The organism is Bdellovibrio sp. MYbb2, from assembly GCF_056175685.1.
On sequence record NZ_JBJKJI010000001.1, the window covers coordinates 229,059 to 247,967 of the forward strand.

Below are 18,909 nucleotides of genomic sequence, written 5' to 3' on the forward strand. Positions count from 1 at the left end.
TTCGTTGCAATCGTATGAACTTTTAAATCCATTAAAAGCTTTAATCGTTTACAGAAAAAATGCTAATGAGGACCAAGTCCAAGATCAACAACAAAAATTTTCGGTAAGTTTTCAACCCACCAAAAAAGTCGAAAGACGCATCAAGACTGTGACTTCAACTCCACAGGACTTTGTTACCAAGTACCAGCGCTTAAAAATCCCGTTTTATAAAGTTTTTATTCCAATCAAACTCGCGCCAGTAGCGGCTTTCATTGAAAAAGTAAAACCACGAATTTTTCCTCGGGAAAGATGCATAGTTGTGAATTGTCTGCTGTTTGTTGGTCCAAAATAAAATGTGGAAATGACAATTGACGCAAAAGCTCCATTTAGGTCTGGAATGCTGGATCAAGGTCTAGCTTTACAAACATTTTACGTTACACAACCGGACCTCGGTCTTAACCTTTCAGCCAAACTTAACCAACTTTTGAACTTATATATAAGGAGTTCATGTGAAGATCCCAATGCTATTGTCCGCTTTGCTGGTGCTTGGCAGTTTCAATGCGCAAGCCGCAGAAATCTCCGGCTTAACAGTTAATGGAGAGGTCGCTTTCGATTACAGCTTCATTTCCACTAAAGATACAGCCATGCAAAACACAGATGGTGTTTCAAATGAAGCGTACCGTCTGCGCAACGCTCAAGTGCTGATCAGTAAGGAAACCGAACAAGTTTACTTCCTGACCCGCCTGAATTATGCACCGACATCTTATAGAGCAGAATCTTCTCCGGGTGTTGAAGACAACAAAACAGCGAACTTTGGTATGCTGGACCAAGCAGAGATCTTTTATAAAGCCATGCCTAATCTATATATAGGCTTCGGTCGCTTCCTGACCACCATGGGCTATGAGTCCCTGATGAAGTATGAAAATGCTTTCTACAGCACAACCATCGCCTACCAAAGCATCGTACCTGGTTACGGTGAAGGTTTGCGCGCGAAGTATGTTGCCGGTGACTGGCTGACTGCAACCCTGTCCACTTATAACCAAGCTGCTTACGGTGCGTTCGGTGAAGATTATTCCCCGACCAAAACAACGGAACTGTCTGCAACAGGTAAAGCGGCAGGTCTGACCTGGTTTGCAGGTTACTATCTGGGAACTGATGACCCAGCAGGTGTGAAAACTGAAAGATCGTCTTCCAGCGTGTGGGCCTCTTATCAGATCACCGAAAACTTCCTGGCAGCATTGATCTATGATTCATTGACGACAAAACCCGATGGCGACCGCCTGCACTGGTCTGACGCTACCACCGTTCTACTGACTTATGGTCTAGGTCGCAACAACCTGGGTCTGCGTTATGAGATGGTCCGCGGTGCCAACGAAATCGGTTATGGCGCGGCTGACACTGTGAACTCTATCAGTGTGACCGACAAATTTATCCTGAACGACAACTTCAATCTGTATGTGGAATACCGTCAAGACATGTCCAACGAAGATGCCTTCGTGGATGGCGATGGCGCAGCGACTGACAAAGCCAGCGTTGTGACCCTGGGCGCACTGGCGCACTTCTAGTACCCGCACAACTCGTAGTTGGGGGCCTCCCCCAACTACGCAGCAGCTTTGGCCATTAATACTTCATTAATAATAGTCTGATAGCCCACACCCCGACGCTTCCCTTCCTTTTTTGCCCAAGCAATAATCATAGGATGCAGTCGAATTGAAATCGGCTGGAACTTTTCACCGACAGCTTTTTCGGGACGACCGCGAGCCGGTCGTTTGACTCCCAAAGTAGTCTCAATCGCCTTTTTAAAGACCTCGGTCTCCTTCGGGCTGACTCGACGGGCCTTATCAAAACGAAAATCTTTTTGCTTCTTCATAAAGTTTCCTTTCTTTTCTGCTGGCACGCCTCGCACTAATAACTCGCAACGATTTGCCTCGCCTTCGCAGAGTGAAAACCACGACTACGACAATACGACCGTCGGCTTCACCAATCAAAACCGCCCGGCTTTCTGAACCCACACTTCTTTTTAAACTTTCATCAATCAAAGCATAGGGATCGTCAAAGGCCTTAATAGCCTCTTCAAATCGAAGCCGGTGCTTTTCAAAGTTCGCCTGAGCCTTTTTTTGGTCCCATTCAAACCCCTCTATTTCTGTATATACCATATATCAACCCTTTCGCCAAGAGGGCTGCAAGACCGGCACCATATTCAGAAATAAGTTAAATATAATCGGCAACTTAAGAGATACGTCCGGCGGACAATTTCGAGATTTGTCTTATTAGAAAAACTCAGCTATAAATGAAGTACCAATCTTTTCTCTGACCTCTTCATAAATCTCAGAGAATCTTACCAATCTGTTCATTCACAAGTATTGCTGACATTAACAGGACTTCGACGACGATTTTGTCGCCTAAAGAATTCTACTTTAAGCCTGCGCAACTTGTGCTAATCTCAAATAAAAGGAAATACAGCCTGTAATGCAAAAGAAAAAAATCCTCAACGGCACCATCAAAAGACATCCTGACGGATTTGGATTTTTCATCCCCGACGACAAAGAACACCCCGACGTCTATATTCCCCGCCACTCCATGGAAGGCATCATGACCAATGATAAGGTCTCGGTGGAGGTCACCCCTGAAAAAGGTGGTGAAAGATTCCGTGGCGAGCTGGTCAGTGTTCTGCATCGTGGAACCAAAACTGTGGTGGGCCGCTTCTTCAAAATGAACGAGCGCACCGGCCTGATTCGCGATGAAGGCAAGGGCTGGGGTCAGGATCTGAAAATCAAGATCGAAGACTCCATGCAAGCCAAAGACAAGGAACTTGTCGCTGCCGAAATCACCAGCTATCCCGACGACGGCAAACCGTTCACGGGCAAAGTCACCGAAATCATCGGTGATGCCATGGATCCCCTGACTGACCTGAAACGTGTGATTCGCGCCAACAACATTCCACTGGAGTTTTCAAAAGCCACTTTGGAAGAGGCCGAACACTTCACCGAAGTTCCTGACGAAAAAGACTTCAAAGGGCGCCGCGATCTGCGCGACAAAGCCCTGATCACAATTGACGGCGCCACCGCCAAAGACTTTGACGATGCCGTTTATGTGGAAACTCTGAACGAGGGCTTCCTGCTTTACGTCGCGATCGCTGACGTCAGTCACTACGTAAAAGTCGGCACCGCCATCGACAAAGACGCCTATGAGCGCGGCACGTCTGTGTACATGCCGAACTTTGTGGTGCCGATGCTGCCGGAAGTCCTGAGTAACGGACTTTGCTCCCTGAATCCTCATGTGCCACGCCTGTGCCTGGTTGCAGAGATGCTGTTTGATTTCACGGGCGAGCTTGTTAAGTCCGACTTCTATGAAGCCGTGATGGAAAGCAAAGCGCGTGTCACCTACGGTGAAGCTCAGGAAATCATTGACGGCAACGAGGTTGAAAAACACCAACACGTTAAAGAGCACATCCTGCGCCTTTCTGATCTTGCAAAGATTCTGATGGCCAAACGCTTTAAAGAAGGATCCCTGGATCTGGAAATCCCGGAAACCGAACTGGTTATCGACGGGGCCGGCGTTCCCGTGGACATTCAGCGCTCTGAGCGTCTGTTTGCCCATCGCCTGATTGAGGAAATGATGCTGGCAGCGAACGTCGCTGTCGCAAAATTCCTGCACGGTCGTGAAATCCCCGCTTTGTACCGCATCCACGAACCGCCAAATGAAATGGCGATTCGCACTTTGGAAAAGTATCTGGCGAATTTCGGTGGCAAAACCAAACTGGGCAGCGGAAAACTGCAAAAGCGCCTGACCAAAGCGCTGGAAGAGTTTGAAGGCCGTCCGGAAGCACAGATCCTGAACATCCTGACCCTGCGATCCATGAGTCAGGCCAAGTACAGCATGAATAACCTCGGCCACTTCGGTCTGGGCTTTGAGTTTTATACTCACTTCACATCCCCGATTCGTCGTTATCCGGACCTGATCGTGCATCGCCTGCTTAAAACCCAGGTGATGCCAAATTCACGGTACCGCCTGATGAGCGAAGATGATCTGGCTACCGCCGGAACCATTCTTTCCGCAGCTGAACAACGCTCCACCAAAGCAGAACGTCAGGTACAGTCCATCAAGAAAGCCCGCTTCATGCAGAAGTTCGTGGGCCAGGAATTCGACGGAATGATCAGCTCCGTGGCGAAGTTCGGTGTGTTTGTATTGCTTCGTGAATACGACATCGATGGTCTGGTGCGCCTGGACGATCTGGGTGGTGAACGCTTTGAATTCGATGAAGAAAATCTGCGTCTGGTGGCGAAACGTTCTGGTTTTGCTTATTCGATCGGCGACAGCATCCGCATTCAGGTGGTTGCTGCTGATCCGGAGCAAGGCCAGATCAACTTTGCCGTGGCCGGACTTGAAAAAGAAGAGCACGACGACGACACCAGAACCCCGGCGGAAAGATCTGCATCTGCGGTTCTAAAACGCCTGCATGGTGAAAAACGACCGAAAGATCATATTGCCCACGGGAAAAAGAAACATCAGGATCGCGAGTTCGATCGTTCCGAAAAATACGTCAGTAAAAAGGGCGCAAAAGACGGCGAGAAAAAGGACTTTGGCAAAAAGAAAGAGTTCGGCAAGAAAAACTTCCGCGAGGAAGGTCCGGACAGGTTCAAGCAAAAGCCCGGCAAATCCCGTTTCTTTGGTGATGCCCGCAAGGATTCCCCGGAAGGCCCGGCAGAAAAGCTGCGCAAAGTGGAAAAAGCCCAAAGCTTTAAACCTCGTTCCGACGAAGGCGAAAAGCGCGGACCTGACAAGACTTTGCTCGAGATGATCCTTGGTCCAGAGAGATACCGCGAACAAGCCAACGGGGACGCTGCAGACAAACCAAAGCTCAGTAAAAAATTGATGTTTGCCGAACAGTCTAAACTCCGGGATAATGACGGCTATTCGGAGAAGAATAGTGACAGCCTTAAACACCGGACGCCAGATCGGAAAGACCCTAAAAAACGCGGCAAGACTGAGAACGATCGTGGGGGTGTTCGCAAAACACGGGTTTCACCAGGTCGCGGAAAAGGTAAAACTCGGTAAGTTCATCATCCAGCGTTTGAACGCAAGCTCTGACGTCGAACAACTTTCGACGCCAGAGCGGATGAGAATGAGTTTTGAGGAACTGGGTCCCACTTTCGTAAAACTGGGACAACTGCTTGCCACCCGTCCGGATCTGGTTCCGGATGAATATGTCACTGAATTTGAAAAGCTGCATGATCGCGTGCAGCCCCTGTCCTTCGAAACGGTTGAAACCGTTCTGCGCGAGGAATTCGGAAACTCCCTTTACCAAAAATTTGAAACCATCGAACAAGAGCCTCTGGGTTCTGCCAGCATTGCGCAAGTGCACCGCGCCCGCCTTAGCACCGGCGAAAGCGTTGTCATCAAGGTTCAGCGCCCGGGAATCATTCAGACCATCAACGACGACCTGAATGTCCTTTATCTGCTGGCTGAATTGCTGGTCACTTATATCCCTGAAACCCGCACATACAATCCTGTGGGCATCGTGGATGAATACTTCCGCACTCTGGAGCTGGAAACCAACTTTGTTGTTGAAGCCAACAACATCCGTCGCTTCCAGGAAAACTTCGCCGACGATGAAAACGTCAAAATCCCCAAGGTCTATCTGGATCTGACCACCGAGCGGGTTCTGGTTATGGAAGCCCTGCCGGGAGTCCCACTAAGCCAGGAAGCTTCATTGCAACAAGCCGGCATTGATCCCCAGGAAGTCATTCGCCGGGGTTTGAAGGCCTATCTGAAGATGGTCTTTGAAGACGGCTTGTTCCACGGTGACTTGCATGCTGGAAACTTCTTTGTTCTGCCTGAAAACAAAATCGGCTTGATTGATTTTGGTGTTGTGGGCCGCTTGAACACGCGCACGCAAGCTTCCATTGCCAATATGCTTTTGGCCCTTTCGCGTGAAGACTATGAACGTCTGGCCTATGAATACGTGGACCTGGCGCCGTTCACTGACCGCGTGAACATTGATATCTTTGCCAAGGACCTGCGCGAACTGATTGCGCCCTATTTTGGACTGACACTAAAAAACGTAAACCTGGGCAAAGTGCTGATGCGCTCTTCCGGGATTGCCGCCCGTCACCACATCCAGGTGCCTACCGACCTGATGCTGTTCTTCAAGTCGATTGTTTCCATCGAAGGCATGGGTCGCAAGATTCATAAGGACTTTGACTTCCTTCAGTACTCTTTGGAATTTGCCGGTGATCTGGCTAAAACCCACTTCGGCCCGGAAAGAATCCTGAACGACATGTCGCAAATGGCCCGGGAATCCAAAACATTCCTGAATGCCCTTCCCCGCCAGCTGAACTTCTTCCTGCGCAAGGTGAACAGCCCGGATCATGCCTTCAAGCTGAATGTGATTGAAATCAAAGAACTGAAACGCTCGGTGGAAAGTTCTTCCAACCTGCTGTTCCTGGGTGTGATCATCGCAGCCCTGATCATGAGTGCTTCATTTGTATATGTGCACGATACCGTCAGCCATATTGCCGGGATGCCGACAGTGAGCTTTATCGGCTATATCATCGCAGGCTTCCTGGGTATGTTTGCGTTTCTCAATTATATTAGAAAACCCTGATACGGAGACAAGATGCAACAGTTGTACTATGAACTCAGTGTCCTGGCCAAAGCAGTCAACTTCAAAAATCTTTCTGCTGCCGCCCTGCACGTCGGCCTGAGCCAGCCCCAGCTTTCCCGTATCATCGCCAAGATCGAGGACGAACTGAAAATCGTCCTGCTGGATCGTTCAGCGAAAAGAAAGTCCGGATGGACCACCGTGGCCTTCCAGCTTTCCGAAATCTTTGAAAAATCCATCCGCCGTCTTGAAACCGAACTTCAGGGCATCAGCAACAACCAGATGGTGGGTGAACTGCATATCGGCACCCTGGAAGGACTTTCAGATTTTGCGCTGAACACGTCCCGTCTTTGCTTTGAAGAGGTCGGAGTTAAAAAAATCACGCTGGACATCTTTGATCTGAATGAACTGGAAGCAAACTTCCTTTCCGGAAATCTGGATTTGATTTTCACTTCCAAACAGCCGGGCCGTCAGAAGTTCAAATATCTGATGGAGCTGGGCTTCCAGAAGCTGGAGCACATTGAATCCTCGAAGAAATTCAATGTTCTTTCCACGTTCGAATACGGTCGCGCCAATAAAAAAGAGCTGGAACACTTTCCTCATGTTTTCGTTTCCAACTCCCTGTCCATCCGTCGCTCTTGGTTTGATAAGCACGGCGGCACTGGGCATCTTCCCACCGAAGCCAAACGCGGTCGCGCCAAAGACGCTGAACCGGTGATGATGATCGGCTCTGAACTGCTTAATCCCATGCTCTGGGAAAACATCATTTCCGCTATCGAGGAGTGATTCCACATTCCCCTACAGTGACGGACCGGTGACGCCATAAAACGTCACTGGTGTTGAAATTATTCACACAAGGTTCTGTGGGGGCCTCGTATTGAGACACTGGGCTGTGGCACCCCCCTTGCTCATAAGGATTCCGGATTCTTTTAACGGAGGACTTATGGAATTCCTATTGTCACTTGGTCGCGCTTTCACTTCTTCTGACGCTTTCTGGATGTGGGCTATTTTGGCTGCTCAGGTTGTGTCCGTCGCAATTATCGCAGAACGCTCTATCGCTCTATTTGTAAACCGCAAGGTGAACCAAAAAGACCTGTCCAAAACAATTGCTGAAGACATCAAAAACGGCAATCTGGACAAGGCTTTGCGCCGCTCCCTGCAAATGAGCGCCAAAGAGCCGCTTGGTGTTGTTGCTTCTGCAGGCATCCAGGCTGCCATTGATATGGGCGGCAAAGAAGAAATCCAGCTTAAAATGGATGAAATCCTTCTTGAGGAAAACACACGCGTTGAAAAACGCATCGGCTTCCTGGCGATGTTCGCCAACGTTGCGACCCTGGTGGGTCTGTTGGGTACCATCACCGGTCTGATTCATTCTTTTGCTGGTATCGCGAATGCGAACCCGGTTGAAAAAGCGGCGATTCTTTCCAACGGTATCTCTTTGGCGATGAATACGACAGCTTACGGTCTGATCGTGGCAGTTCCTGCTTTGATCATGTATGCCGTTCTTCAAAACCGCGCTTCCCGTCTGAACGAAGACCTGAACAAAGCGGCTTTGAATCTGTTCATCCAGCTGGGTTTCCACTACGCACCGGTTTCTGACAAAAAAGAAAGATCCCTGGTATGAGTAACAAAGAGTTGAACTTCGAAATCAATATCCTTCCCATTCTGGACATCCTTTCAGTCATGATCTGCTTTCTGCTTCTGACTGCGGTGTGGGTTCAGATCGGGACTCTGGATACCAAGCAGGCTATTGGAGACAACTCCACAGCCGGCGCCAAGAATCCCCCTTCCCTGTGGGTGACGATGGCTGCTGACGGTGGCGTTCAGCTCTCTTTGCGTGATCTTCCTCAGGCTAAAGTTCTTGAATCCCGTATTGCCCGATCCTCCAAAGGAGTGAATTGGGAAATGCTGGAAGGAAAGCTGAAGGATCTTCGCACTCAATGGCCGGACCTTAAAACAAGTGTTGTGCGCCCGGAAGCGAACACATCCTATGGTGATGTGATTCGCGTGATGGACCGCCTGAAACAAAGTGCCTTTGAAGGCGTGGGCTTGTCCCCGCTGGGGTAGGATTTTATGGTTAAGACTTTCCTGGAAACATCTCCTAAACGATCTCCGATGACAGAAGCTCTGGCATTGAGTGGTGGTAAAAAGAAACGCGGCGTGGGTCGTGAGCTGGCAATTGCCCTGCCACTGACCTCGCTGATCGACGCCTTTTCCATCATCGTGATCTATCTGCTGATCGGTACTCAGAACAGCGGTATGGAGACTGAAATTCCAAATCAGCTGAATCTGCCAACGGCTCATCACAGTCAAAGTGTGGAAAAGGTGACCCCGATTCTGCGCATTGAAAAGGGCAACTACTTCCTGGATGACAAAAAGATTGCTGCCAACGATCTGACCAAAAAGCTGGCGGAATTGAAAAAGAACGCCCAGGAAAAAGACCTTGAACTGATGGTTCAGGCCGACACCGAAATGAAATACGCAGACCTGGATCCTTTGCTGAAAGCGGGATCCCTGGCCGGAATCGAAAAACTTAAATTTGCAGTGGTGCCAGGACAATGAAAAATCTAAGACGAATCACCCTTCTCAGTGTTGTCCTTGTTGGCGCTTTGAACGTTCGTCTGGCAAATGCAGAAAAGATGAACGCCGGAACGCAGGATCTGGTTATCCAGAAAATGGAACGGGTCCTGTCAGCCATTGGCAAGGAAGATCCATCCTGGGTTCCGACTCAGCAGCGTCTGGCCGATTTGCTGGCAGAACGTGCCCGTGACCGCTTCATGCTGGAAGTTGAAGCCAACTGTGACGGCTGCAAAGGCTCTAAAGCCGACCGTCAGAAGGCCATTGGCATTTACGAAGATCTGCTTCGTCAGGTCAGCCTGAACGAACACGGTCCTATCCTGTTCCAACTGGCGCATTTGTACGAAATGGCCGGTCAGAACGACAATGCGATTCGTCTGTTTGAACAAATCATCAAGGAAGCCAAAGCCAAAAAAATCAATCCGGCGATTGTTTCCCGCTCCCACGCCTCACTGGGTGATCTGTTGTTCCAAAAGAACAAGTTCAAAGATGCCCGTTATCACTATGTAATCGCACTTAAAGACGACAAACTGGAAAACCGCGCCCTGGTGACTTACAACATGGCTTGGTGTGATTTCAACGAGGACAAACTTTCCTCTGCAATCACAATTCTGGAAACGCTTCTTAAGAACAAACACCTGATCACCCGCGACACGGAAGAAGGTTCCAAGTACGACCCTGTTTTCCATGCCGATATCATGCGTGATCTGGCCACTTTCTATTCCCGCAAAAACATCAATGACAGGGAAATCGCCCAGTTTGAAACGCTCGCTCCGGCGCAAAACCGCAAGGAACTTCTGTTCCATTTTGCTGGTGAAGCCGACCGTCTGGGACAAAAACAAGCGGCGCATAAAATCCTGAACCGCTACCTGGAACAGCCCGATCTGACTAAATCAGAGCGTCTGTCTGCGTTTGTTCGCATGGCACAAGTGAACTATGACCGTGGTCAGACCACGCAGTCCACGCAAGACTTCGCCAAAGCGGCCGCGGCCTTCAAAAACACCGATTGTGATGATGAATCCAAGTGTGAAGAACTGCAAAAAACGATGAAGCGTTATGTAACAGAGCTTCACCGTCTGAAAAAGCTGAATCCGGATCAGGATCTGCTGAACGCTTACGTTATCTATAACAAGACCTTCCCGACGGACATCGAAATGGCCAACCGTGGTTCTCAAATCGCGATGGACATGAAGAAATATCCTCTGGCGATCCAGATCTATCGCAGCATCAGCGAAAGCCGCAAGTTCTCTGCAAAAGAGCGCGAAGAGGCTTTGAACAATGAAGTTTCCGCAGCGGAAAAGTCCCAGGATCTGAATCTGCGTCGTGAAGCTTATCTTCACTATCTGAAGTATTCTGACAACGATGCAAAATCTTTTGAGGTTCGTTACCAGCTGGCTTACCTGAGCTATCAGCAGAAACAGCTGAAAGAGGCCGCTGTGGCCTTCAACGACCTGACTGAAGATAAAAAGGGTTCAGCGGATCTTCGCAAAAAAGCCGCCGACCTTTCTTTAGATTCAGCGGCTCAGCTGAAGAACGAAGAGACCCTGCAAAAATGGGCTTGGGACTATGCAAAGATTTTCCCGGCTCACCGTGCAGAGTTTGAAGCACTGGCTCGTAAATCTCTGATGAACGAAGTGGCTTCTGTTGCCAACAATCCAAAATCATCTTCTTCAGACATGAAAAAAGCCCTGAAGAAAGTGATGAGCACGGACGTGGCGACAGCAAAACCCACTGAAAAGGTTCTGTTCTATACCAATGCCAGCGTTCTGGCTCAGAAAACCGGTGAAGACAGTATCTATGTGCAGTCCGTCCTGGCTTTGATTGCCATGAACGAAGTTTCTGACTTGAAAAAAGATGAGCTGCGCGAACAACTGGCCGCTCACTATGAAAAGCATCTGGATTTCAAAAACGCTTACCGCATGGCTTCTCAGGTTCGTAGCTCGAAAGTGTCTGAAAAAGACCGCGAGTTCCGTCTGGGCACCCTGGCTGACTTGGCTGAAATGAATCCGGAAAGACACTACAAGGCCGCTTTGAAAGCCGGTCTTAAAGGTGAGCGTTCCCTGATCATGAGATCCCGTCTGGTGTTGTTGTCTTCAAATCCGGTGAAAGAGCTGAAAGCTCAAGCTCCTGAATTGAAACAAAAACCGGATTTGCTGAATGAAACAGCGTTGCTGGTTTATGCCCGCACAATGGACAAATCCGGCTTGAAATCCGTATTTGAAATGAAAGAGCTTCGTCGCAAATCTGCAGCGCAGTTCTTCCAAAAGCAGGATTTCTATAACAAGGTGGCTATTTTCCATCCGAAGATTGCTTCCCATCAGCTGAACGGCAAGAACGACCGCACTGTGCAAAAATCCATTCAAGAACGCATGAGCCTGACAGCAAAAGCAGATGGCTTGCTGAAGGAATCTTTGGCACTGAAAGACATCACGGCTCAGTTGATCACGCTGAACATCGTGGCATCTGAAAATGAACGTCTGGTGAAAGACCTTGCTTCTTTGCCAATGCCAAAAGGTTTGAGCCCGGCAGAACAGCGTCAGTATGTGGACCTGCTGAAAGGCCGCTCTAAGCCGTACCTGCTGAAGGCTCGCACAGCGAAGCAGAAGATGGATGAACTGTGGGCTCAGTCCCCAGCTTTGGGTCAACTGGCTTCCGAATACAAAAACGCCCGCCCTGAAATCCAGAAGCTGCTTCTGCGTGAAATGCAGATTCTGGAAGACCTTCCAGGCCGTGGCCGTATGAAAACTGCCGTGTCTGATGCTTTGGGTTCTTCTTCCTTCTCTAGCCGTGACCTGGTTTCTGCACGTAAATCCGTGTCTGAAAACCCATCCAATGTGCGTGATTTGGAAAACCTGAAGTACCTAGAGACAAAAATGGGCCACCCTCTGATGCCGTCCTACCTGGAAGCCCGTTTAAATCAAATTCAGAGAGGAAAGAGCCTATGAAATCCCTGATTGTTGTGGCCCCCCTTTTGCTTAGTCTACTAGCGGTACCTTCCCTGGCGTCTCAAAAAGCGACGGGATCGAATAAGGTGAAAAAAGAGCAAAGCCACAGGCCCAAACTCGGCACCTCGTTCAAATTTGATGGCAGTGCGCTCAGAGGTAAGTACCAGAGCTCACTGAATACGAAAGCCACCGTAGAGAACGACAAGCTTCTTGAAGATCTCCTGGGTGGCCGAAACCGGTTCGATGACAAAATCGACCAAGACGAGAAAAGAAACTAGGACGTAAATATGAGTACTGCAAAGTTGTTAATTCTCGAAAACAGGTTAGGACAAAAAGTCCGCACCTTTGCTGTGGACTCCGAATCGCTGAACATCGTTTACCTGAAAAACAGCCGTCGCATTGAGGCTGTTTCCAACCTGCAGTCCCTTGACTCCAACGACATTGAATACCGTCTGCTGCAAACCGTGGATCTTTCCCAGATGGGTGACCAGGGCGTGGCGCTTGAAGGCCTGGGCCGTCTGCGCTTGGCAGACGCCTCTGCTCAAAACAGCCCGACTTACCAGCTGGCAGATGAACAAGACGATGAACAACTTAAAATCATGCTCAAGAAAACCTCACTGGCTCACCTGGCAGCGGTGCTGAGCCTGATGATGGGCGCCTGGATCTGGGCGTCCTATTTCACCAAAGCGGAAGAACCAATGCTGGTGACCATTGAACTTCCACAGGAAAAGCCGGTCGTAAAAGCGGAACCACGCCAGCACGTTCAGGTATCTCAGAAGAAAATCAAACAGACCAGCAAAGTCTATCGCCCGAAAGCTCAGGCGAAATTGAAAACCAAACCTTACAAAGTAAACACGGCAAAGGCCAAAGACGTTTCCCGTTTCGGCGCCTTGGCTGCTTTGGGTGGAACTCCAAAGGGCACTCGTGGTTACGAGGGTCTTGATAACAACTCCATGAAAGCCATTCGTTCTGCCGGTGTTGGCAGCGGCGGTGGTGGTGTCGGTTCTGCAGGTCGCGGTGGTATCAAAGGTTATATGCCAGGCAATGGTCTTATTGCCGGTTCTGCAGGTGAAGGCAGCGGCAAAGCTGTCAGCGCTGGCGGTTACGGCACAGCAGGCATCGGTGGTGGCCGGGCTGGTAACGGCAAGATCTCTTTGGTCGGCGGCACTTCCGCAGTAAGTCTGCCTTTGGATGACGAAGCAAGTGTTGAGGGCGGTCTGGATCGCGATCAGATCATCGCCGTGATCAACAAAAACAGAGGTCAAATTGTTTATTGCTATGAAAAAGGTCTGCAAGCCCAGCCATCCATCGGTGGTCGTGTGGCGGTGGACTTTGTGATCGGCCCTGCAGGTCGTATCACGACAGCCAAAGTGGCGCAGTCCTCTTTGGGATCCCGCATGGTGGAAAACTGCATGCTTCAACGCATGAAAACATGGCAGTTCCCCCGTCCGGTTGGAAACGTAAATGTAGACGTTCTTTATCCATTCGAACTCATGCGCGTAAGCAGTCGCTAAGCGAGGTAGAATATGAACTTTCTTAAAACCACTCTTCTAGCTGTCCCTGTCACTTTGGTACTGTCTGGCTGCGGTGACTGGAATAAAAATCCGGTTCCTGAATCAAAGACTGCCACAGGTGAGGCTTTCGATCTGGATACTTTGAGAAAGCATTCCAAGGACGTGATCACTCACGGTCAGGACAAACCCCGTGAAATCACCAACACCGTGATCGTTGAAAAACCAGTCGTCGTGGTAAAAGAAGAATCCACCATCGACCAGAAATTCATCGTGATCACTCCTGATGCGCAGATGACTTTCAACGAAGGCCAGGAAGGTGTGTTTAAAGTTTATGCCCGCGTTCTGGTACCGGGTGTGCAAATCTCCCTGACAGCCAAAAATCTTCCCGAAGGCGCGACCTTGACGGCTTCCCAGGCTGAAAAAGATCTTTATCTTTTGAAATGGAATCCGGCTCTTTACACGGTTTCCTCCAATGAAAACATGAAAACCTTCAACGTGAAACTGACTGCAGAAATCACATCTGTTTCCAGCCAGCAGAACGCAGACAAACTCAAAGGTCTGGTTCGCGAACGTGAAGTGAATCTATTCCTGTTCAAAAACCAGGAAGCCCCTTCCGACCTTAAAGTCGATGGCTTGGCTTCGGAAGTGGCGCAAGGTCAGGAAATTCCATTCTCGGTGACAGTGAAAGTTCCGGGCATCGACGGTCGTTCTGCACAAAAGCCACGTCTGGTGATCAGCTATGACGGTGTTAGCTACACGACGGGCAATGACTTCCTGGAACTGGATGGTTCCCGTCACGTTGTTGCAGACAAAAACAAAAAAGACCCCGAGTACCTGGGTGATTCCAAATGGAAGTTCTCTTTGGTGTTTGACACCAAGAATATCTCGGTTCAACCACAATTGGCGAAAGACGGTTCATTCATGGTCAACGCCAACGGCCTGCGTGTTCGTCTGAGCTTCAAAGCTTACAGCCCGAACAGTCTGTCCACTCCGGAAGCTCTGAACAAGCTGAAGATCCGTTTCGTGTCCCAGGAGCCAACAACTCCTCCTGCGGCCCCGCAAACTCCCACAGGAGCACAATAGTCATGAAAACACTTAAACTGCTTTCCCTGTCTGTAATCGCTGCAACATTTATGGCTTCGCCAGCAATGGCTCAAGGCAAAGCGTCTGCTAAAAAAGCGACACTGGCTGACGACATTGATTCTTTGGGTGGCAACAAAGAGCTGGCAGAGATGGCTCAGAATATCAAATCCCAGACTCGCACTCGCATCGTGCAAGACCGTATCGTTGAGCGCAGAAACCGTGTTGAGTTCGGTTTGGCTTATGGTTCCACTTTCGGTGGTGACTCTTACGTGAAAACTCAATCCCTGAGCCTGGCGATGGACTATCACATCACACCACGCTGGTCTTTGGGTGTTCGCTACATGGACTTTGGCAACAACCTGACTGATGAAGGTAAACGTGTGTTCGAACAAGCTCGTAAGAACTACGAAGCTGGCGGTCGCGCTTACGCAGTGGATATCGACTATCCTGAAAATGCCGCTTTGGCAGTTGTGAATTGGTACCCGATCTATGGCAAAACCAGCTTCCTTGATATGGGCGTGACTCAGTTCGACCTTTACCTGCTGGCAGGTGGCGGTCAAATGACTCTTTCCAGCGGCACGACGGCTTTGATGACCGCGGGTGCTGGTGTGGGTGCCTGGATCACCAAAAATCTTTCTGCTCGCGCAGAGATGAGATACCAGACTTACAAAGATCAACCCGTGACGGGCTCCAGAACTCTGGACACTGTGACTGGTTCTTTGGGACTTGGATGGATTTTATGATCTCTGGCAATTTGTTCCTGAAAAACATTTTGATGATGGCCTTGGTCAGCTCTGCTTCTGTAGCAGGTGCGGCTGACAAGCTGTCCATCAAGGACTGGGGCAAATCTTTCGAGACGGCCCTGGATGCCAAAAATTCCTCTGAAGCCCTGAAGATGCTGGACTTCAAAAATCTGGAAAAAGACGCTCTGCCAAAGTGCGTGGATTGCTCCAGCAAAGACGCAATGAAAAAAGCCCGCGGTCTTTTCGCCAAAGGCAACTTTGACGAATCCCTGAAGCTTTACAACCAGATCCCTAAAGGCAGCGACTACTGGTTCCAGGCTGTCGAAGAAAAAGGCTGGGCTTACTTCCGCCAAAACGATTCTGAAAAAGCCCTGGCTCAGACTAAAACTCTGGTCAGCCCGCAGTTTGGTGAAGTCGTGAACTCGGAAGCGTACTTCCTGCGCTCCCTGACTCAGCTGCGTATTTGTGATTACAAAGGTGTCTTTGAAACTCATGAGATTTTCAAAGAAAGACAAAAAGCCCGTATTTTGGAAGTTCAAAACCTTTCTAAGACCGGCATGAATGCGGCCTTTGCTAAAGCTTTGACCAAAGTGACAAGCTTCCCGGTTAAAGCTTCTGACGTGGCAGAATCCCTTCTGGATCTTCCGGTTCTTTACTATAAAGACACCGAGCTTCAGGGACAGATGCTGCGCTTTAAAGTGGCTGAAAAAGCTCTGGAAGTTCTGCAAAACCGCGGCACTCACCCGACGCTGCAGTCCCAGGTCAGTAAAATTCAACAGGACAGCCTGGATAAGATGAAATCCCGTCTGAAAAAACTGGCGCAGGATGAAACCGATGCAAACTTCCGCATCGTGCAGAAACTGAACCTGATTGAAGTTGAAGCGATTCAAAGAATTCACACCGACATGAAACTGGCTCAGGAGCTTTACTCCAAGGGCGATTTCAAAAAGTCCGGTGAAGATCAGCTGGTGTTCATGGACGACGGTCGCCCATGGATTGATGAACTTGATAAGTACGACGTGGCAGCCAAATCCTGCCCGCAGAACATCAGGAGGAAAATGTGAAACAGATCATCGCTCTTTGCATTTATACATCCGCATTGATGCTGGCTACTGCCTGCAGTCCTGAGTCCCCGGCACTTATGGCCCAGCAGGATCCAATCCCTGAAACACCAGTTGAGATCCCGCAGTATGAAATGCCGGCTCAGCAGGAATTCAAGTGGATCACGGAAGACGGCGGCCAAAGCCAGCTGGATTTCAATCCGCAAGTGGACATTCTGTTTGTGACTGACAACTCTGAATCCATGAAGTCCGCCCAGGAAAATCTGGTGCGCAATCTGGATCGTTTCACCAACGGGATCAACAAAAACGCCATGATCGACTATCAGATCGGCGTGATCTCGACGTGGGACAACTCGGACCGCTTCCTGAAAACGAAGAAAGACAAATACGGTATTGGTGAACTTCGCCATATCAAAGACGGCAAGTCCCAGAACTACAACAAACGTTTTGTGACCAAAAAGGAAAAGCACCTGCTGGCTTCGACTCTTGATTTAGGTGTTGCACCGTATGACCAGGGCGGTCCTGAAGATGAAGAATTCTTTGCTCCATTGACCGCAGCTTTGGAAAAATCCGGCCGTGGTGGCGTGAATGAGGGCTTCTTCCGTGAAGACGCCCAGTTGGTTGTTGTATTCCTGACTGATGCTGACGAATTCAAACAATCCCGCATCAATCCGGAACAAATGGCCCGCACTCTGCTGGATTTCAAAAAAGGCAAAGCCAACAAATTGGCTGTATACGGTGCTTTGGTGAAAGCGTCTGATTCTGATCAGTACAAAGACTGGGCTTTGCGCATTCACCATAAGTACAACGAACAGTGCTTCGACATGACTCAGAAGACGCCGAAAAACAACGGCACTTGCACTGGTTTTGGCCCTGAGAAACTGGAAGAGCTGATTGTGCGCGCCAACGAAGACAAAGGTGCCCCTGACGCAATCAAATCCAAATACATCGTGGGTATCGTGAACAAAAAATTTGGTGAGGATCTGGCTCGCATCGGTTCGGACATCACTAAAAAAACTCTGTCTAAAGAGATCTTCCTGACCCAGCGTCCACGTGCGACGGCTGACGGTTCTTTGCAGATCCGCGTTCGTTACGGAACTCCGGAACAACTGAATGCCGGCCGCGGCCAGGTGATTCCAAACAAAGCCAATGGTGGATGGACTTACGATCCAGAGAACAACTCTGTGTTGCTTCCGGGTGATATCGAGTACAAGTATCAGGACAAGGCCCGCTTCGCAGTAGACCTTATTCCTCTTACTTTGGCGCAGTAATTCTGTTGATGAAGTCCGCCACCTCGGCGGACTCATTAATCACACGCTGGCTGATGGCCACGTTCTTCCCGAAATAGCCCAAAGCCCGAATCTGCTGGGTATTCCAGATCTCAACACTCGTATTTTTCAGATCATATTTTGGATTGCCGTAAATTTCCTGGCTCCACAGTTTTTCAACCTGTAAATCCGGACGTTTGTTCAAAACCCAGTGAATGGCTGGCTGGGCCACATGGCAGCTGACGCAGTCCATGTTTTCCGGATTGAAGAACTTGGGATTTTCGATGCGAAAAGCCGCACGCACTTCCTCGCGGATGGTGTCTTCGGTGCCCTCACCCATGCGGATGGATTCCGCAGCGATATTGTTGAAAGTGTCTGCACCCTTTGGAATCGGAGAAATCCCGCCGCCAGAGAAATGATCCGCCGGCACCGCCATGTTGATAAAGGACTGGGACAGACGGTTCAAACGTGGGATTGGCAAAAGTTCCAGTTTGTTATTACGAGGTTCAAACCCGGCAAAAGCCCACATGTCACCGTTACCGCGCAGAACCATCGCCGTCACCCGGCTGAAGTTCTGAACCCCGGCATATTTAAGAATAATCTTTTGGAAGTCCGCCAGTGCCGGAGAAGAATCTTTTTCTGCCGCCCACGCCGGATGCACCTGCAAAGGCATGTACTTGGTGTTCACGGAGTGTCTGGCCTTCCAGGCGTCGATCTCTTTCAAAAGATTCGCAAACTCCCAGTCCTGCAGAACATAGAAGCTGTGCAGGGCTGCATCGACGGTTTCAACTTCATTGCGACGGTTCATTTCAATCGGCTGCCACGCAAGACGGATCTGACGCTGACATGATTGTGGAGTCGGAAGCGGGAAACACGGATCAATACGAACAGCCATCACACGCAGAGTGCTGTTCACTTCCGGACGAGTGCGATCAATCGCCAAAACTGGCAGTTGATTGACCATGGCCACCGGAAGCAAAGCGCCCCCGCGAGCCGGACTTTCAAGTCTAAGCAGACCATCCCCGCCCACGGTTTGAGGCAAAGGCATCAGGTAAGTGACATCATTCAAGTCCCACGCCGCTTGAGCGTGCAAAGCCATGCTGGTCAGAAGAATCATTAGCAATTTCATAGGATT

General features: G+C 49.6%; 18 protein-coding genes. 15 read left to right on the forward strand and 3 right to left on the reverse strand.

The features are described 5' to 3' along the window. Window positions 1–4 precede the first annotated feature (4 nt). Both AC04MQ_RS01145 and AC04MQ_RS01150 read left to right on the forward strand, forming a co-directional pair. Complete coding sequence (locus tag AC04MQ_RS01145; RefSeq protein ID WP_475390685.1) at window positions 5–331, forward strand: hypothetical protein; 327 nt, start codon at window positions 5–7, stop codon at window positions 329–331. 157 nt (window positions 332–488) lie between these two features. Next, window positions 489–1,544 carry an outer membrane beta-barrel protein gene (locus AC04MQ_RS01150; RefSeq protein ID WP_148278666.1) on the forward strand — a complete coding sequence of 352 codons (1,056 nt, stop codon included), beginning with the start codon at window positions 489–491 and terminating at the stop codon, window positions 1,542–1,544. Between the two features lie 35 nt (window positions 1,545–1,579). Here the strand turns inward: AC04MQ_RS01150 and AC04MQ_RS01155 are convergent, their stop codons facing one another. Both AC04MQ_RS01155 and AC04MQ_RS01160 read right to left on the reverse strand, forming a co-directional pair. Further along, on the reverse strand, window positions 1,580–1,849 hold the full coding sequence (locus tag AC04MQ_RS01155) for a BrnA antitoxin family protein (protein ID WP_015089607.1): 270 nt from the start codon (window positions 1,847–1,849) through the stop codon (window positions 1,580–1,582). After that, window positions 1,821–2,135, reverse strand: coding sequence for a BrnT family toxin (locus AC04MQ_RS01160; RefSeq protein WP_015089606.1), 315 nt, complete (start codon window positions 2,133–2,135; stop codon window positions 1,821–1,823). Before AC04MQ_RS01160 ends, AC04MQ_RS01155 begins: the two co-directional genes overlap by 29 nt. A gap of 313 nt (window positions 2,136–2,448) precedes the next feature. Here AC04MQ_RS01160 and rnr point away from each other — a divergent pair, with 313 nt between their 5' ends. From rnr to AC04MQ_RS01225, 13 genes are all read left to right on the forward strand, one after another. Then, on the forward strand, window positions 2,449–5,037 hold the full coding sequence (gene rnr, locus AC04MQ_RS01165; protein WP_475390688.1) for a ribonuclease R: 2,589 nt from the start codon (window positions 2,449–2,451) through the stop codon (window positions 5,035–5,037). Window positions 5,038–5,104: 67 nt separating this feature from the next. Beyond that, window positions 5,105–6,586 (forward strand): ABC1 kinase family protein, encoded by a 1,482-nt coding sequence (locus AC04MQ_RS01170; RefSeq protein WP_015089604.1) that lies wholly within the window; start codon window positions 5,105–5,107, stop codon window positions 6,584–6,586. Window positions 6,587–6,598: 12 nt separating this feature from the next. Further along, the gene (locus tag AC04MQ_RS01175; protein ID WP_015089603.1) at window positions 6,599–7,369 is read left to right on the forward strand and encodes a LysR family transcriptional regulator; all 771 of its coding nucleotides are present in this window, start codon (window positions 6,599–6,601) and stop codon (window positions 7,367–7,369) included. A gap of 157 nt (window positions 7,370–7,526) precedes the next feature. Further along, on the forward strand, window positions 7,527–8,207 hold the full coding sequence (locus AC04MQ_RS01180) for a MotA/TolQ/ExbB proton channel family protein (RefSeq protein ID WP_015089602.1): 681 nt from the start codon (window positions 7,527–7,529) through the stop codon (window positions 8,205–8,207). Then, a complete protein-coding gene (locus AC04MQ_RS01185; protein WP_015089601.1) occupies window positions 8,204–8,650 on the forward strand; it encodes an ExbD/TolR family protein in 447 nt (148 codons plus the stop codon). The genes AC04MQ_RS01180 and AC04MQ_RS01185 overlap by 4 nt, the downstream gene beginning before the upstream one ends. Window positions 8,651–8,656: 6 nt before the next feature. After that, window positions 8,657–9,145 (forward strand): ExbD/TolR family protein, encoded by a 489-nt coding sequence (locus tag AC04MQ_RS01190; protein WP_475390691.1) that lies wholly within the window; start codon window positions 8,657–8,659, stop codon window positions 9,143–9,145. Beyond that, window positions 9,142–12,105 (forward strand): tetratricopeptide repeat protein, encoded by a 2,964-nt coding sequence (locus AC04MQ_RS01195; protein ID WP_475390692.1) that lies wholly within the window; start codon window positions 9,142–9,144, stop codon window positions 12,103–12,105. Before AC04MQ_RS01190 ends, AC04MQ_RS01195 begins: the two co-directional genes overlap by 4 nt. Further along, the gene (locus AC04MQ_RS01200; RefSeq protein ID WP_041576864.1) at window positions 12,102–12,383 is read left to right on the forward strand and encodes a hypothetical protein; all 282 of its coding nucleotides are present in this window, start codon (window positions 12,102–12,104) and stop codon (window positions 12,381–12,383) included. The genes AC04MQ_RS01195 and AC04MQ_RS01200 overlap by 4 nt, the downstream gene beginning before the upstream one ends. Window positions 12,384–12,392: 9 nt before the next feature. Continuing rightward, window positions 12,393–13,619: a TonB family protein gene (locus tag AC04MQ_RS01205; protein WP_475390694.1), complete on the forward strand. Its 1,227-nt coding sequence runs from the start codon at window positions 12,393–12,395 to the stop codon at window positions 13,617–13,619. Between the two features lie 12 nt (window positions 13,620–13,631). Continuing rightward, a complete protein-coding gene (locus AC04MQ_RS01210) occupies window positions 13,632–14,702 on the forward strand; it encodes a hypothetical protein (RefSeq protein WP_475390695.1) in 1,071 nt (356 codons plus the stop codon). A 2-nt stretch (window positions 14,703–14,704) separates the two neighbouring features. Then, window positions 14,705–15,445: an outer membrane beta-barrel domain-containing protein gene (locus AC04MQ_RS01215; RefSeq protein WP_015089596.1), complete on the forward strand. Its 741-nt coding sequence runs from the start codon at window positions 14,705–14,707 to the stop codon at window positions 15,443–15,445. Next, a complete protein-coding gene (locus AC04MQ_RS01220) occupies window positions 15,442–16,509 on the forward strand; it encodes a tetratricopeptide repeat protein (protein WP_475390696.1) in 1,068 nt (355 codons plus the stop codon). Before AC04MQ_RS01215 ends, AC04MQ_RS01220 begins: the two co-directional genes overlap by 4 nt. Continuing rightward, window positions 16,506–17,777, forward strand: coding sequence for a hypothetical protein (locus AC04MQ_RS01225; RefSeq protein ID WP_475390698.1), 1,272 nt, complete (start codon window positions 16,506–16,508; stop codon window positions 17,775–17,777). Before AC04MQ_RS01220 ends, AC04MQ_RS01225 begins: the two co-directional genes overlap by 4 nt. Here AC04MQ_RS01225 and AC04MQ_RS01230 read toward each other — a convergent pair. Next, complete coding sequence (locus tag AC04MQ_RS01230) at window positions 17,761–18,903, reverse strand: hypothetical protein (protein ID WP_235046230.1); 1,143 nt, start codon at window positions 18,901–18,903, stop codon at window positions 17,761–17,763. The genes AC04MQ_RS01225 and AC04MQ_RS01230 overlap by 17 nt on opposite strands. Window positions 18,904–18,909: the final 6 nt, after the last annotated feature.

What these genes read in the sequence shown, in the direction of transcription:
- AC04MQ_RS01155 (WP_015089607.1), bottom strand. Translation starts at nt 1,849, where the DNA reads ATGAAGAAGCAAAAAGATTTTCGTTTTGATAAGGCCCGTCGAGTCAGC.
- AC04MQ_RS01160 (WP_015089606.1), bottom strand. Translation starts at nt 2,135, where the DNA reads ATGGTATATACAGAAATAGAGGGGTTTGAATGGGACCAAAAAAAGGCT.
- rnr (WP_475390688.1), top strand. Translation starts at nt 2,449, where the DNA reads ATGCAAAAGAAAAAAATCCTCAACGGCACCATCAAAAGACATCCTGAC.
- AC04MQ_RS01170 (WP_015089604.1), top strand. Translation starts at nt 5,105, where the DNA reads ATGAGTTTTGAGGAACTGGGTCCCACTTTCGTAAAACTGGGACAACTG.
- AC04MQ_RS01175 (WP_015089603.1), top strand. Translation starts at nt 6,599, where the DNA reads ATGCAACAGTTGTACTATGAACTCAGTGTCCTGGCCAAAGCAGTCAAC.
- AC04MQ_RS01180 (WP_015089602.1), top strand. Translation starts at nt 7,527, where the DNA reads ATGGAATTCCTATTGTCACTTGGTCGCGCTTTCACTTCTTCTGACGCT.
- AC04MQ_RS01185 (WP_015089601.1), top strand. Translation starts at nt 8,204, where the DNA reads ATGAGTAACAAAGAGTTGAACTTCGAAATCAATATCCTTCCCATTCTG.
- AC04MQ_RS01190 (WP_475390691.1), top strand. Translation starts at nt 8,657, where the DNA reads ATGGTTAAGACTTTCCTGGAAACATCTCCTAAACGATCTCCGATGACA.
- AC04MQ_RS01195 (WP_475390692.1), top strand. Translation starts at nt 9,142, where the DNA reads ATGAAAAATCTAAGACGAATCACCCTTCTCAGTGTTGTCCTTGTTGGC.
- AC04MQ_RS01200 (WP_041576864.1), top strand. Translation starts at nt 12,102, where the DNA reads ATGAAATCCCTGATTGTTGTGGCCCCCCTTTTGCTTAGTCTACTAGCG.
- AC04MQ_RS01205 (WP_475390694.1), top strand. Translation starts at nt 12,393, where the DNA reads ATGAGTACTGCAAAGTTGTTAATTCTCGAAAACAGGTTAGGACAAAAA.
- AC04MQ_RS01210 (WP_475390695.1), top strand. Translation starts at nt 13,632, where the DNA reads ATGAACTTTCTTAAAACCACTCTTCTAGCTGTCCCTGTCACTTTGGTA.
- AC04MQ_RS01215 (WP_015089596.1), top strand. Translation starts at nt 14,705, where the DNA reads ATGAAAACACTTAAACTGCTTTCCCTGTCTGTAATCGCTGCAACATTT.
- AC04MQ_RS01220 (WP_475390696.1), top strand. Translation starts at nt 15,442, where the DNA reads ATGATCTCTGGCAATTTGTTCCTGAAAAACATTTTGATGATGGCCTTG.
- AC04MQ_RS01230 (WP_235046230.1), bottom strand. Translation starts at nt 18,903, where the DNA reads ATGAAATTGCTAATGATTCTTCTGACCAGCATGGCTTTGCACGCTCAA.